We start from the raw sequence: 14,280 nt of genomic DNA, 5'->3' as shown, positions 1-14,280 counted from the left end.
GCATGCTCGCCGTGGACCGGTCGCATCGCCCGGCACACCGGGTGCCCGGACACGGTTCGAACGTCTCCGGCACGCTGGGCATGCTGCGGCTCTTTCTGCGCCGCGACCGGATCGTCCTGCCGTTGTGGGTCTTGCTGCTGTCCGTGCCACTGGCGACCATCTACGTCGGCAGCGTCGAGAAGGTCTACCCCACCGAGGCCGCGCGCGCAGCATTCGCGGCCTCGATCATGACCAGCCCCGCGCAGCGGGCTTTGTACGGCCCGGTCTACAACGACAGCCTCGGCGCAGTCGCCATCTGGAAAGCCGGGATGTTCCACGTGCTCATCGCAATAGCGGTCATCCTCACCGTGATCCGCCATACCCGCGCCGAGGAGGAGGCGGGACGCGCCGAACTAATCGACTCAACCGCTGTCGGCCGTTACGCCAACCTGACGGCCGCGCTGCTGTTGTCCTTCGGGGCGTCGATCGCCACCGGCGTGGTTGGTGTTGCGGGGCTGTTAAGCACCGACGTTGCGCGCAGCGGGTCGCTAGCGTTCGGCGCGGCGCTGGCCGCGTCCGGGCTGGTGTTCACCGCCGTGGCCGCGGTGGCCGCGCAGTTGTCGCCGAGCGCCCGGTTCGCCCGCGCGGCCGCGTTCACCGTGCTGGCGGCCGCGTTCGCGTTGCGCGCCGTGGGCGATGCCGGTTCTGGCAGGTTGTCATGGTCTTCCCCACTGGGCTGGTCGCTGCAGGTCAGGCCCTACGCGGGCGAGCGCTGGTGGGTACTGGTGCTGCATCTGGCGACGACGGTGGTGCTCACTGTGCTGGCCTACGGATTGCTCGCGCGCCGCGACGTGGGCGCCGGGTTGATCGCCGAACGTCTCGGTCCCGCAACTGCCGCAGTGGCGCTGCGAGGGGTGTTCGGGCTGGCGTGGCGGCTCGACCGCGCCGCAGTGTTGTTGTGGACCGCCGGACTATGTCTGTATGGCCTGCTGATCGGCAGCGTGGTGCACGGCATCGGGGACGAACTGGGCGACGGCACGGCCGCACGCAGTATCCTCGCGCGGCTGGGCGGCACGGGTGTGCTGGAGCAGGCCTTTATCGCGGTGGCGTTCAACATGCTGGCCGTAGCGGCCGCCGCGTTCACTATCTCGCTGACGCTGCGACTGCACCAGGAGGAGACTGGCCAGCGAGCGGAGACACTACTTGCCGGAGCGATCAGCCGGACCCGCTGGTTGGCAAGTCATTTGGTGATCGCACTGACCGGATCGGCGGTGGCGATGCTGGGTGCCGGGCTGGCGGCCGGGCTCACGTACGGCTTGGCCGCCGGTGATGTCGGCGGCAAGCTGGCCACCGTCCTCGGCAGTGCCGCCGTGCAGTTGCCCGCCGCCTGGCTGCTCGCCGCGGTGACCGTTACGCTGTTCGGTCTGGCCCCGCGGTTCACCCCGCTGGCGTGGGGGGTGCTGGTCGGGTTCATCGCGGTGTACCTGCTCGGCTCGCTGTCGGGTGCTCCGCAGTGGGTGCTCGACCTCGAACCGTTCACGCATATCCCGCAAGTCGGCGGCGGCGACTTCAGGGCCGTTCCACTGCTCTGGCTCCTGGCGGTCGATGCGGCACTGATCGGGCTGGCAGCGGTGTTCTTCCGGCGCCGCGACGTGCGAAGCTGAGGATGCCGTCATGAAAACACTCGGTAAAGGCGCAGTGTCATCCGCTTTGGGCCTAGCGGCCTTCGGATTGACGCTGTTTTTGCCGGCCGGCACCTTGCACTACTGGCAGGCGTGGGCTTTCCTGGCCGTCTTCGCGCTCTCGACATGGATTCCGAGCATCTACGTGCTTCGGACGAACCCGGCCGCACTTGAGCGTCGCATGCGTGCGGGACCTTTTGCCGAGACCAGGACGCTGCAGAAGATCATCATCTCCGTCGTCTTCGTCTCGTTCACCGCAATGATGGCGGTCAGCGCCCTGGATCATCGCTTGGGGTGGTCGCGGGTTCCGGCCTCGGTCTGCGTCGTCGGTGATGTCTTGGTGATGCTCGGACTTGGGCTGGCGATGCTCGTGGTCATCCAAAACAGTTACGCGGCCGCCAACGTCACCGTCGAGGCGGAACAGAAGCTGGTCTCCACCGGGCTGTACGGCATCGTCCGCCACCCGATGTACGTCGGCAACGTGATCCTGATGCTGGGTGTGCCGCTCGCCCTCGGCTCCTACTGGGGACTCGTCTTCCTCATCCCCGGATTGGTAGTGCTCGTCCTGCGCATCCGCGATGAAGAACAGGTCCTGCAACGCGAACTGGCCGGGTATCGCGAATATCAGCACAAGGTGCGCTACCGCTTGGTGCCCTATATCTGGTAGGCCAATCGACCGCAACACCCCCCGAGGTATTGGGCGTACACGAAGGAAACGTGTTGTCACACAATGTGTTCGGTACTGTCGATGAGGCGGTTACCCGGTCGTTCCGAGTATCCGGCCGGGTGGGCGGCCGCGTATACATTCCCCGCAGGGTCGTGTCACGTCACCCTGGACTGGGGAACCGGATTTCGACAGGCCTCTCCTGCTGCCAAAGATCCCGGCGTGGAAGCCGATCCCGGGTTAGATCCAAACACCCTTGCCCACCGCCACGACGCCGCCGGCGCTGACAGCGAACCGTTCCCGGTCCTTCTCCAGATCCACACCGACCATCTCGCCGGGTCCGACCACCACGTTTTTATCCAGGATGGCGTGTCGCACCACCGCGCCCCGGCCGACTCGGGTGCCCGGCATGATCACGCTGTCCTCCACGATCGCGCCGTCGTCGACCACGACATTCGACGATAACACCGAGTTGCGCACCGAGGCCGCCGAGATAATGCTGCCTGCTCCGACCACCGACTCCTGAGCCGAGCCGCCTTTCACGAACTTGGCCGGTGCCAGGTTCTCCGACGCCCCGCGGATGGGCCAGCGTTTGTTGTACAGGTTGAACACCGGATGGACCGACACCAGATCCATGTGAGCGTCGTAGAACGCGTCCAGTGTCCCGACGTCGCGCCAGTAACCGCGGTCGCGGTCGGTGGCGCCCGGCACCTCGTTATCGGAAAAATCGTAGACCGCGGCCATCCCGTCGGCGACCAACCGCGGAATGATGTCACCACCCATGTCGTGGTCGGAGCGGTCATCATCGGCGTCGGCCCGGATCGCATCGATGAGTACTTTGGTAGTGAAGACGTAGTTACCCATTGAAACGAAGGTGGTCGCGGGATTATCCGGTGCGCCGGGCGGGTCGGCCGGCTTTTCGACGAAGCTGCGGATGCGACCGGAGTCGTCGGCGTCCAGGCACCCGAATGCGGACGCTTCGGTCCGCGGCACCCGGATACCGGCCACCGTCGCCCCCGCCCCGCTTTCGATGTGAAACCGCACCATTTGCTCCGGGTCCATTCGGTATACGTGGTCGGCCCCGAAAACCACGACATAGTCCGGGTCTTCGTCGTAGATCAGGTTGAGCGATTGGTAGATCGCGTCGGCTGAGCCGGTGTACCAACGAGGGCCGAGACGCTGCTGGGCGGGTACCGGGGTGATGTACTCGCCGGCCAGACCGGACAACCGCCAGTTCTGGGAGATATGGCGGTCCAGCGAGTGCGATTTGTATTGGGTCAGAACACAGATTCTCAAATACCGGGCATTGACGAGGTTCGAGAGCACGAAGTCGATCAACCGGTAGGCGCCCCCAAAAGGGACCGCAGGTTTGGCCCGGTCTGCGGTGAGCGGATACAGTCGCTTGCCCTCCCCCCCGGCTAGGACGATCCCCAGCACATGTGGCGATTCCCGCATAGCTCAAACCTATCGGCAGCCGTGCACCGCTGCCAGGGCAATCGCACGATTGCTCGCCGTTCTGACACGGCTGGCGGTCAAGGTTTTTGGCTTGGCCACGCCTCTCCAGGCACCGGGCGCAGGGCAGAACCGCCACAGCGCGCATGCCGAGACCACCTCAGGTAACCGGCGCACGTGTCGACGGGCTGGGCGCGCAAAAGGCCAACTGCTGAACCGACACGAACCGCGGCGCCGCGGCCGATTTCGGTCGGCTCTGTTAGCTGGTGACGCCCTTAAGCTCGTCGCCCAGTGCGGCGGCTTCGTCGGGTGTCAGCTCGACGACGAGCCGACCGCCACCTTCGAGTGGTACCCGCATCACGATGCCGCGCCCCTCCTTGGTCGCTTCCAGAGGACCGTCGCCGGTCCGGGGCTTCATCGCCGCCATCGAATGCTCCCTCCAGGTTCGAGCCAGCCCGTCATCACGGGCCCGGTGGGTGCCGGGCATGCCCCGCCGTTTCCACACCCGGCGTTGAACTGCCAATTCACTCCTCTATTGTTCCCTATACACTTCGGCGCGCGCACCAGACCCGGTTGTTAGCGGGTCTCAGGGGACTGCCGGGGCACCCAGCAGCTGCGGACGTGGTCGTCGACCATCCCGGTCGCCTGCATCAGCGCGTAGGCGGTGGTGGGCCCAACGAACCGAAAACCGCGCCGCTTCAATTCGCCTGCCATAGCTTTCGATTCCACAGTGGCCGATGGGATTTCGGATACACTGGCGGGCCGTTCCCGCGGCGGCGGGGCGAACGACCACAGCAGCCGGGAAAGATCGAGATCGGCCGCGGCGCGTGCGTTGGCGATCGTCGCCTCGATCTTGGCCCGGTTGCGAACGATTCCGTCGTCGGCCATCAGCCGGGCGATATCGGCGTCGGTGTAATGAGCGACCGTCTCGATGTCGAACCCGGAAAAAGCGCGCCGGAAATTGTCCCGTTTGCGCAAGATAGTCAGCCACGATAGACCACTCTGGAACGCTTCCAGACTCATCCGCTCGAACAGGGCTATCCGGTCGTGCACGGGCCGGCCCCACTCGTGGTCGTGATAGTCGCGGTAGAGCCCAGAGCTGGTCATCGCCCAGTCGCAGCGGACTAACCCGTCATCGCATCGTGCGGTCACGTGCGATCCTGGCTATCCTCGCTGCCCTGGCCACCGGCGGGCTGGGTGTCGGTAGCAGCAGCCGATGTGGCGTGCGCCGCCGCCAACTTGCCACGAAGCAGGTCGAGTTCCCGGCCGAGGCGGTCCAGCACCCAATCCACCTCACTCGTTTTGTACCCGCGCAGCACCTGGGTGAACTTGATCGCGTCGACATCAGCACCGGTGATTTCCGATGCCGGCAGCACCGTTGCTGTCGTTGCCCGCGGCAGGGGCGGTAGCTGTTCGCCGCGGCCGAACACGAAGGCGGCGACACCGAACAAGACGACTGCCACCAGAATCAGCACCACCAGGTAGAGCAATATCAACGCCACGTCACCGATATTGCCTCATCACCGCGGTGCGGTGTACCTCAGTGCGGGCGCAGCGCCTTCATCGGGGGCCGGTCCACCAGTGAGACCGGCCAGGTGCGGGGGGTGTAACCGTCGTCGTCGAGGAAGAACTGGGTGAGCCCTACCCCGGAGTCGGGAATGCCGCAGCGTGACAGCAGCGTCGCGATGACCTGGCGGCTCATCGCACCCAGCTCGGAAAGCGGCCGGTTGCGGTGAGCCCGCACACCCAAGTTGACCTGAGCGATGGCGTCCAGTCCCAGCCGGTCGTAGGTGTCGATCAGCAGGCCGATCTCCACGCCGTAGCCCGGCGCGAACGGCAGTGACATCAGCAACTCCCGGGTTGCCGCGTATTCACCGCCCAGCGGCTGCAGCACACAGCCAAGTTCGGGCCGCAGCGCCGCCAGCAGCGGGCGCGCCACCAGCTCGGTCACGCGCCCTCCGCCGGTTGCACCATCGCCACCACTGACGTTCAACGGCCGTCGGTAGAAGCTTTTGACCAGGTGAATCCCATCGCCGGTAAGCAGCGGGCCCACCAGCCACGGCACGAACATGGGGTGCGGGTCGATGAGGTCGGAGTCGACGAATACCACGATGTCGCCGCTGGTGACCGCCAGCGATCGCCACAACGCCTCGCCTTTCCCGGGTCGTGGCGCCACTTCGGGGAGGGCCTGTTCGCGGCTGACCACACGGGCTCCCGCGGCCATCGCCCGGATCTCCGTATCGTCGGTGGAGCCCGAATCCAGCACGATCAGCTCATCGACCAGCCCGCCCACCAGCGGTGAGATGCTCTCGATCACCGCTTCGATGGTGTCTTCCTCATTCAGGGCCGGCAGCACCACCGAGATCGTTCGCTCGGCCTTCGTCGCCTCCAACTCGCTGACAGTCCAGCTTGGACGACCCCAGCTGCGGTCGGCGAGCCACGCGTCACCCGGCAGCGCCTGATCGCCGGCGAGTAACTCCGATGTCGTCACGCCAGACCCCTCACCGCACGCGCGGGCGGGCGCCTGCCACAGATGGAGGCCACCATCTCCAATACCCGCCTAGTGGGCCTGACCTCGTGTACCCGGAACATGCGGGCTCCGGCCGCGGCTGCGATTGCGGTGGCTGCCAATGTGCCCTCCAGCCTTTCGGTCAAATCCACGCCCAAAGTCTCCCCGACGAAGTCCTTGTTGCTCAAAGCCATCAGCACGGGCCACCCGGTCTTAACAAGATCATCGGCGTGACGCAACAAGGCCAGACCATGAAAGGTGTTCTTGCCGAAATCGTGGGTCGGGTCGATCAGCACACGGTCAGGCGCCACGCCGGCCGCAACCGCGCGCTCAGCGGCGGCGGTCAGTTCGCGGATCACCTCGTCCACCACCCCGCGGGTAGTCGTCCCGTAACTCACCCGGAACGGGCGGGTGCGCGGCGGCGCACCGCCGGTGTGCGAGCACACCAGACCGGCTCCGAACTCGGCGGCCACCTCGGGCATTTGTGGGTCGACGCCGCCCCACGTGTCGTTGATCAGGTCGGCGCCGGCCGCGCAGGCCTGCCGGGCCACCGCTGCGCGCCAGGTGTCGACGCTGATCAGTTGGTCGGGGTAGGTGTCACGCAGCCACGCGATAAACGGCACCACCCGCGCGACCTCGGTCTCGGTGTCGACGCTTCGGCCCGGACCGGCTTTGACGCCGCCGACGTCGATGACGTCGGCGCCGTCGGCGATCGCTTGGTGCACGGCCGATTTGGCCGCCTCGTCGCTGTAGGTCGCGCCCCGGTCATAAAACGAATCCGGGGTGCGGTTGACGATCGCCATGATCAGCGCGCGGTCACCTGCGACCGGACGGCCGCATAGTGTCGATTGCCCGGATGCGATCGGAGCTGTCTGCCGCACGCGTCTATGGTGCCTGGTGGGCTACAGCGTGCGCGAATGAGGTCATCGGGGCGAGCATGTCGAAGTAGCACGGTTACGCTCCGGCGCGCTCCCCCAGGGCTTTCAGCCCTGCGGTCGCTTACCGGCTCGCGCTGTGGGGCCGGCGCGCTCCCCCAGGGCTTTCAGCCCTGCGGTCGCTTACCGGCTCGCGCTGTGGGGCCGGCGCGCTCCCCCAGGGCTTTCAGCCCTGCGGTCGCTTACCGGCTCGCGCTGTGGGGCCGGCGCGCTCCCCCAGGGCTTTCAGCCCTGCGGTCGCTTACCGGCCGCGACTTCGTCCGGGTATTCGGGATAGAACGGCACATAGCCGTCGTCACGGCCGGCCAACACGTAAAGCGGATCCTCGACGCCGGGGCCGTAGCCCTGCTCACGCAAATCCACTTTGCGGCTCTTGAATGTCGAAGTATGGTCCATCGAGTCCACCACCCGCACGAACAACGGCACCGCGTACACCGGGAGCCGGTCATAGAGCGTGCGGGCCAGCGCGCGGCCGTCGAACCGAGCACCGTCGTGCAGCTTGACCGCAGCCATCCCGGCACGGCCGCCGGTGCGCGGTACCTCGACGCCATACACCGCGCATTCTTCGACGGCCTCGTTGGCGGCCAGCGCCGCCTCGACCTGTGTAGTGGCGACATTTTCACCTTTCCAACGGAACGTGTCACCGAGCCGATCCACAAACGCGGCGTGACCCATGCCTTGGGGGCGCATCACATCACCGGTGTTGAACCAGCAGTCGCCATCACGGAAAGCGTTGCGCACCAACTTCTTTTCGCTTGCCACGGGATCGGTGTAGCCATCGAACGGCTGCAACCGGTTGACTGGGCTGAGCAGCAACCCGGGCTGCCCGCGCGGTACCCGGCGCACCCGGCCGGACTCGTCACGCAGCGGAGCGCCGGTGTCGGGGTCATATTCGACATACGCCAACGGCATCGGTGAGATCCCCGTCGTTTTGGAGATGTTGAAGATGTTGATGAAGGCGGTGTTGCCCTCGCTGGCGGCGTAGAACTCGCACACTCGCGCGATGCCGAACCGGGTGGTGAACTCGTCCCAAATCTCCGGGCGCAGCCCGTTGCCGGCGATCAGCCGCACCCTATGGGCACGATCGGTCGGCTTGGGTGGCTGGTTCAACAGATACCGGCAAATCTCCCCGATATAGATAAACGCCGTCGCGTCGGCGGCGATCACCTCATCCCAGAACCGCGACGCCGAAAATGAGCGACCCAGCGCCAGTGTGGCACCGGAATTGATCACCGATGCCACTGCGACCGTCAGCGCGTTGTTGTGGTACAGCGGAAGGCAACAATACAGCGTGTCGGAGCTCTTCAGGCGCAATCCCAGCCCGCCGAACACAGCCAGTGCGCGCAGCCACCGCTGATGCGTCATCACGCTGGCCTTAGGGAATCCGGTGGTGCCCGAGGTGAAGATGTAAAACGCGGTGTCTTTGGCCAGCACCGCTGACGCCGACGCCGGGTTGGCGGTGGGCGCGGTGGCCGCCAGCCGGTGCAGCTCTTCAATGGTCAGCGGCTCGGGCGCCCCGCAGTCGGCGACGGCGCCCACCAGATCGGATTCGGCGACCAAGACCTTGGCGTCCAGCAGACCCAGGCTGTGTGCCAGAACCTCGCCGCGCTGGTGGTAGTTGACCATGCCGGCGATCGCCCCGCATTTGGCCGCAGCCAGCATCATCAGCACCGCATCAGGCGAGTTGCGCAGCATGATCCCCACGACATCGCCGCGACCGACACCGCGGGCGGCCAGCACCGCGGCATACCGGTTGGCCGTGGTGTTCGCCTCCCGGTAGGTCAGCTGTTGGTCAGCGAACCGCAGGAAGACGCGGTCCGCGAAGCGGTTCGCCCGCTGCTGAAACACCGTGCCGATCGACGCTTTGGAATGCGGCTGCACCAGCAACCCCGTCAGCACGCCCCGCACGATCACCGGCAGGTCAGCCACTACGCCCGGCACCCGGGTCGCGATATCGGTCAGCCTGACCGCTGTGCGTCCACCCTCGGACACGGATCCCTCGATTCGCTCAACCGCAGTCGGCGGCCAGCCTAACCGAGTGCGCTCAGCCGGGTGAGCACGCCGCCAGCGCCGCGCTGACCTCGTCGACCACCACCAGCCGGTCCAGCGATGCCTGCGCAACGTAGCCGGCGTCGACCAGCCCGCACAGCCAGGCACGCAGCCCGTCATAATGCCCGGTCGGGTCCAGCAGCACCACGGGTTTGTCGTGCACGCCGAGATACCCCGCCGTCCAGACCTCAAACAGCTCTTCGAGGGTGCCGAGACCACCCGGTAGCGCGATGAACGCGTCGGCGCGGTCTTCCATCACCTGTTTGCGCTCGCGCATGGTGTCGGTGACGATCAGCTCGTCGGCATCGTGGTCGGCAACCTCGCGATGGACCAGCATTTTGGGGATCACACCGACGGTCCGGCCCCCGCGTGCCCGCGCCGCGGTGGCCAGGGCACCCATGGCCGAGACGTTGCCGCCGCCCCACACCAGCGTCCAGCCCCGCGCGGCGATCGCCTCGCCGAGCCGGGCGGCGAGCGCCAGCAACTCGGGTTGGGTGGGTGCGGACGCACAAAACACGCAGACGGCCCACGGCGAATTCGGCGCCACACATCGAAACGTAAACCACCCTGCCGCCGCCCGCATTTCGCCCTAGTGGCGGCGCCACACGTGCGGGCCATAGAATCCGGCGGGTGCCCTGGCCAGCCGCACCGCAGGACACCGCCATGCACCGGGTGTACGCCGCCCTGGACCGCCGGCGCGGTGTGGTGCTGGCAGGGCCTGACGGGGTCGGCAAAACGCTGCTGGCCCGGGCGGTCGCCGAGAAGTTCGCCGCGGCGCACCCCTTGACGACGATCCGCTGGGTGACGGGCACCCCCTCGCAGCAAATGGTTCCATTCGGCGCCTTTCACGGTGTCGTCGAGATGTCCGGGGAGCGGCCCGCCGCGCTGCTGCGGGCCGCCCGTGACACCCTCATCCGGGAGCACGCCGATCTGCTGTTGGTGGTTGACGACGCTCACGAGCTGGATAACCTGTCGGCCACGTTGGTATACCAGCTGGCGCGCACCGTACAGGTGCGGCTGCTGGTGACGGCCCGTGCGGGCCCGGAGGTGCCGGACCCCGTCGCTGCGCTGTGGTCAGACAACCTGCTCACCCTGGTCGATGTCGAACCCCTCGACCAGGCGAGCAGCGCGGCGAAGGTCGAAGCAGCCGTCGGCGCACCGCTGGGGGCGGTGGCCGAGGAGGTGTTCCGGCGCAGCCAGGGCAACCCGCTGTATCTGCGACACCTCGTCGAAGGCGGCGGACTGCTGGCCGCCGACGGCGGCTGGCGCTGCCGTGACGAGGACCCCCCGTCGCTGTCCGGGTTGATCGATGAATACCTGCGCGGCCTGCCGGCGCCGGTGCGCACGGTGCTGGGGTATCTGGCCGTCGCGGAACCCCTGGCCCGGGCGGATCTGGCGGCGCTGGCCGGCGAGCAGGCCGTCGCGCAGGCCGAAACCCTCGGAGCGATCACCGCCCGCGGCGATCACCTCTACGCGGCGCATCCGCTCTACACCGAGCGCACCGGCGCCGCCCTCGACGCAACCAGCGCCCGGGCCTTGCGCACGGCGATCGTCGGGCAGCTGGCTCAACGCCCGTACGACCCGCTGCGATTGGCGGCGCTGGCCGTCGACAGCGAGATGCCCGGCCCGGTCGCGGATGTCGTGGCCGCGGCCCAGCAGGCGCTGCGGCAAGGCGGCCTGGCACTGGCCGAGCGGCTGGCGCGGGCCGCGCTGGACCGCTCGGGCGGGCTGGCGGCGCGGCTGCCGTTGGCGCACGCGCTGGCCTGGCAGGGCCGCGGCCGGGAAGCCGGGGCGCTGCTGGCGGCGGTGGATCCCGACCAGTTATCGGAGACTGAGCTGATGGCCTGGGCGCTGCCGCGGGCGGCCAACCAGTTTTGGATGCTCAGCGAGCCGGAGCGGGCCATGGCGTTCCTGCACACCACCCGTAACCGGCTGACCGCACCGGCGGCCCGGGCCACACTTGACGCCCTGGCGGCGACGTTCGCCATGAACGCCGGCACCCCGCTGCGCGCGCTGCAGCTGGCCACTGAGGTGCTGGCCTCACCGCACGCCGATGAGACAGCTGTGGGATGGGCGGCGTCGGCCGCGGCGCTGTGCTCGGCCCGCATCGGCCGGCTCGACGACGTGGAGGCGCTCGCCGCCCGAGCGCTGGGGGGCGAGCATCCGGGCTTGTTGCGGTTCACCGGCGGTTTCGCCCGGGTCACCGCGCTGCTACTGGCGGGGCGGCTCGACGAAGCACGCACCGTGGCGCAGCGTTACACCGATTTCGCCGAGTTGCAGCAACCGGGCCGGGCGATCGGCGAGGTGTTGGTGGGCTATGTGGCTCTCGCGCAGGGCGAGTTCGACAGCGCCGTCGCGCTGCTCGCCCGGGCCGCCGACACGCTGGCGCCGACCGGCTACTCGTGGGGACCGCTGTCGATGATGCTGCTCGCCCAGGCCCTCGGCCAACACGGTGAACAGTTCGAGGCGGCAAAGGTTTTCAGTCGAGCAGAGTCGCGGCACGGCCTGAAATCGGCGCTGTTCGCTCCCGAGCTGGCGCTGGCCAAGGCGTGGTCGAAGGCGGCGCGCGGTGACCGGACGGCTGCGATCGAGGCGGCCCGTGAGGCGGTGCAGGCCGCTGAGCGCGGCGGACAGTCGGCGATCGCGCTGCGTGCACTGCATGACGCGACACGACTCGGCGACACCCGTGCCGTCTACCGGGCTGAACGCCTGTCTTTCGAGGTGGACTGCGTGCTGGGTCGGCTCACCGTTGCTCATGCCCGCGCACTGGCGGCCGGGGATACGGCGGCGCTGGCCGAGGTGGCCGCCGACCTGGCCGAGACGGGGCTGCGTGCGGCGGCCGCTGACGCCGCCGCGCAAGCCCAGCGCGCTCAGCCCGTCAGATAGCGGCGCAACAGGTCCACCGCGGCCGTGATCTGGTCGAGCGGCACCCGCTCGTCGCGGCGATGCGCGAGATTGGGGTCGCCCGGACCATAGTTGACCGCCGGGATACCCAGGGCGGCGAAGCGCGACACGTCGGTCCAGCCGTATTTGGCCCGCAACCGCCCGGCGGCGGCCTCGACCAAGGCCTTGGCGGCCGGCGCGGACAGGCCGGGCAGTGCGCCCGCGGCGGCGTCGGTCTGCTCGATCCGCACGTCGAGCCCGTCGAACACGTCGTGCACATGTGCCAGCGCTTCTGCAACGGAGCGGTCCGGGGCGAACCGGTAGTTGACCGTGACCGAGGCCGCATCCGGAATCACGTTGCCTGCGACCCCGCCGTCGATGTGCACCGCCGACAGCCCTTCGCGGTAGGTGCAGCCGTCGATCTCGACAATGCGGGCCTGATAGCCCGCCAGCCGGTCCAGCACCGCGCCCAGTTTGTGAATAGCGTTATCGCCCAGCCAGGAGCGTGCCGAATGCGAGCGAGTTCCGGTCGTGTGGATGTCGACGCGCAGCGTGCCCTGACACCCGGCCTCGATATAACCGCCCGTCGGCTCGCCCAAAATGGCCACGTCAGCCGACAGCCAGTCCGGCAGCTCACGCTGAATACGGCCCAAACCGTTTGCCGTCGAATCGATTTCCTCGCAGTCGTAGAACACCAGTGTCAGATCGTGCAGGGGTGCGGCGATCGTGGCAGCCAGATGAAGAAAGACCGCGCAACCGGATTTCATGTCGACGCTGCCGCAGCCGTACAGCATCTGAGCGTCCCGGCGGCTGGGCAGGTTGCCCGCGACCGGGACGGTGTCCAGGTGTCCTGCCAGCAGCACCCGGGTCGGCCGATGCAACCGGGTGCGCGCCAGCACCGCGTTGCCGTTGCGGATGATCTCAAAACCCGGCGCCTGGGCGCGCAACGCGGCTTCCACCTCATCGGCGATGCGCGCCTCCCGCCGGGATTCGCTGGGGATATCGACCAGCGCCGCAGTCAGCTCAATCGGATCGCCGCATAGGTCCAGCACGATCTCAGGGTAGTGGGTCACCCGGTGGCCCGGGCAGCCACAAAAGCCCCTGTTCACCCCCGCCTGCCGGGGGCCTTTGCGTGTGCCCGGCGGGGGGAAAGTAGCGTGACCGTCGTGACTGGAGCTTCTGGTATCGGGCTGGCGACGCTCGCCGCCGACGGCTCGGTGCTCGATAGCTGGTTTCCCGCACCGCAACTGATTGAATCGGGAGCCAGCGGCACGACGCGCCTGGCCGAGGTACCCGACGAGCTGGCCGCGCTGACCGGCCGCGACGAGGACCGCGGGACCGAGACCGTGGCGATCCGCACGGTAATCGGCTCGCTGGACGAGGTCGCCGCCGACGCCTACGACGCCTACCTGCGGCTGCACCTGTTGTCGCACCGCCTGGTCGCGCCGCACGGACTGAACGCCGGCGGCTTGTTCGGGGTCTTGACCAATGTGGTGTGGACTAACCACGGACCGTGCGCGGTGGACGGTTTCGAGGCGGTGCGGGCGCGGCTGCGCCGGCGCGGACCGGTGACGGTGTACGGCATCGACAAGTTTCCCCGGATGGTCGACTACGTGATCCCGACCGGAGTGCGTATCGCCGACGCCGACCGCGTGCGGCTCGGCGCCCACCTGGCACCGGGAACCACGGTGATGCACGAGGGATTCGTCAACTACAACGCCGGCACCCTGGGCGCTTCGATGGTGGAGGGCCGCATCTCGGCGGGCGTGGTCGTCGGCGACGGCTCCGACATCGGTGGCGGCGCGTCGATCATGGGCACGCTGTCCGGCGGCGGGACCGAGGTCATCTCGATCGGCAAACGCTGCCTGCTGGGCGCCAACTCGGGGCTGGGTATCTCACTGGGCGACGACTGCGTCGTCGAAGCCGGACTGTACCTCACCGCAGGAACGAAGGTCAGGATGCCCGACGGCAGCTCGGTCAAGGCGCGAGAACTCTCCGGCAGCAGCGGCCTGCTGTTCCGCCGCAACTCCATGACCGGCGCCGTCGAGGTGGTAGCGCGCGACGGTCGGGGCATCGACCTCAACCCTGATCTGCACGCCAACTAGTCCTGGGCCCCGGGTAAGCGCC

The 14,280-nt window shown here is 67.9% G+C and carries 13 protein-coding genes; 4 read left to right on the top strand and 9 right to left on the bottom strand.

All coding sequences use genetic code 11. From position 1 onward, the window contains the following. Positions 1-2: 2 nt before the first annotated feature. Positions 3-1,643 (top strand): ABC transporter permease, encoded by a 1,641-nt coding sequence (locus G6N08_RS11870; protein WP_371869057.1) that lies wholly within the window; start codon positions 3-5, stop codon positions 1,641-1,643. Between the two features lie 10 nt (positions 1,644-1,653). Continuing rightward, positions 1,654-2,328: a methyltransferase family protein gene (locus tag G6N08_RS11865; RefSeq protein ID WP_163757520.1), complete on the top strand. Its 675-nt coding sequence runs from the start codon at positions 1,654-1,656 to the stop codon at positions 2,326-2,328. A gap of 237 nt (positions 2,329-2,565) precedes the next feature. On the opposite strand, the gene glgC is transcribed toward G6N08_RS11865, so the two are convergent. The 8 genes from glgC to log all read right to left on the bottom strand — a co-directional run bounded on the left by glgC (position 2,566) and on the right by log (position 9,817). Beyond that, complete coding sequence (gene glgC / locus G6N08_RS11860) at positions 2,566-3,780, bottom strand: glucose-1-phosphate adenylyltransferase (RefSeq protein ID WP_163757518.1); 1,215 nt, start codon at positions 3,778-3,780, stop codon at positions 2,566-2,568. 256 nt (positions 3,781-4,036) lie between these two features. Further along, the gene (locus G6N08_RS11855; RefSeq protein ID WP_003406247.1) at positions 4,037-4,204 is read right to left on the bottom strand and encodes a DUF3117 domain-containing protein; all 168 of its coding nucleotides are present in this window, start codon (positions 4,202-4,204) and stop codon (positions 4,037-4,039) included. A 149-nt stretch (positions 4,205-4,353) separates the two neighbouring features. Further along, a complete protein-coding gene (locus G6N08_RS11850; RefSeq protein ID WP_163757516.1) occupies positions 4,354-4,929 on the bottom strand; it encodes a DNA-3-methyladenine glycosylase I in 576 nt (191 codons plus the stop codon). Further along, positions 4,926-5,279, bottom strand: a complete 354-nt coding sequence (locus G6N08_RS11845) for a DivIVA domain-containing protein (protein WP_163757514.1) — start codon at positions 5,277-5,279, stop codon at positions 4,926-4,928. Before G6N08_RS11845 ends, G6N08_RS11850 begins: the two co-directional genes overlap by 4 nt. Positions 5,280-5,317: 38 nt before the next feature. Further along, positions 5,318-6,268, bottom strand: coding sequence for a glucosyl-3-phosphoglycerate synthase (locus G6N08_RS11840; RefSeq protein WP_163757512.1), 951 nt, complete (start codon positions 6,266-6,268; stop codon positions 5,318-5,320). After that, positions 6,265-7,089 carry a dihydropteroate synthase gene (gene folP, locus G6N08_RS11835; protein WP_163760508.1) on the bottom strand — a complete coding sequence of 275 codons (825 nt, stop codon included), beginning with the start codon at positions 7,087-7,089 and terminating at the stop codon, positions 6,265-6,267. Before folP ends, G6N08_RS11840 begins: the two co-directional genes overlap by 4 nt. A 357-nt stretch (positions 7,090-7,446) precedes the next feature. Beyond that, positions 7,447-9,213 carry a long-chain-acyl-CoA synthetase FadD6 gene (fadD6, locus tag G6N08_RS11830; RefSeq protein WP_163757510.1) on the bottom strand — a complete coding sequence of 589 codons (1,767 nt, stop codon included), beginning with the start codon at positions 9,211-9,213 and terminating at the stop codon, positions 7,447-7,449. 52 nt (positions 9,214-9,265) lie between these two features. After that, positions 9,266-9,817, bottom strand: coding sequence for a cytokinin riboside 5'-monophosphate phosphoribohydrolase (log, locus tag G6N08_RS11825; RefSeq protein ID WP_246216742.1), 552 nt, complete (start codon positions 9,815-9,817; stop codon positions 9,266-9,268). A gap of 116 nt (positions 9,818-9,933) precedes the next feature. Here log and G6N08_RS11820 point away from each other — a divergent pair, with 116 nt between their 5' ends. Continuing rightward, a complete protein-coding gene (locus G6N08_RS11820) occupies positions 9,934-12,156 on the top strand; it encodes an ATP-binding protein (protein ID WP_163760506.1) in 2,223 nt (740 codons plus the stop codon). On the opposite strand, the gene dapE is transcribed toward G6N08_RS11820, so the two are convergent. Next, positions 12,141-13,205, bottom strand: a complete 1,065-nt coding sequence (dapE, locus tag G6N08_RS11815) for a succinyl-diaminopimelate desuccinylase (RefSeq protein WP_163757505.1) — start codon at positions 13,203-13,205, stop codon at positions 12,141-12,143. The genes G6N08_RS11820 and dapE overlap by 16 nt on opposite strands. A gap of 105 nt (positions 13,206-13,310) precedes the next feature. Here dapE and dapD point away from each other — a divergent pair, with 105 nt between their 5' ends. After that, positions 13,311-14,258 carry a 2,3,4,5-tetrahydropyridine-2,6-dicarboxylate N-succinyltransferase gene (dapD, locus tag G6N08_RS11810; protein ID WP_163757503.1) on the top strand — a complete coding sequence of 316 codons (948 nt, stop codon included), beginning with the start codon at positions 13,311-13,313 and terminating at the stop codon, positions 14,256-14,258. The last annotated feature ends 22 nt before the right edge of the window (positions 14,259-14,280 follow it).

This window comes from Mycobacterium botniense, assembly GCF_010723305.1.
Taxonomy (GTDB): Bacteria; Actinomycetota; Actinomycetes; order Mycobacteriales; family Mycobacteriaceae; genus Mycobacterium; species Mycobacterium botniense.
This window is presented reverse-complemented; position numbering and strand designations above follow the sequence as displayed.

Excerpts from the sequence above, each read along its gene's own strand:
- G6N08_RS11870 (WP_371869057.1), top strand. The coding sequence starts at position 3 with ATGCTCGCCGTGGACCGGTCGCATCGCCCGGCACACCGGGTGCCCGGA.
- G6N08_RS11865 (WP_163757520.1), top strand. The coding sequence starts at position 1,654 with ATGAAAACACTCGGTAAAGGCGCAGTGTCATCCGCTTTGGGCCTAGCG.
- glgC (WP_163757518.1), bottom strand. The coding sequence starts at position 3,780 with ATGCGGGAATCGCCACATGTGCTGGGGATCGTCCTAGCCGGGGGGGAG.
- G6N08_RS11855 (WP_003406247.1), bottom strand. The coding sequence starts at position 4,204 with ATGGCGGCGATGAAGCCCCGGACCGGCGACGGTCCTCTGGAAGCGACC.
- folP (WP_163760508.1), bottom strand. The coding sequence starts at position 7,089 with ATGGCGATCGTCAACCGCACCCCGGATTCGTTTTATGACCGGGGCGCG.
- G6N08_RS11820 (WP_163760506.1), top strand. The coding sequence starts at position 9,934 with ATGCACCGGGTGTACGCCGCCCTGGACCGCCGGCGCGGTGTGGTGCTG.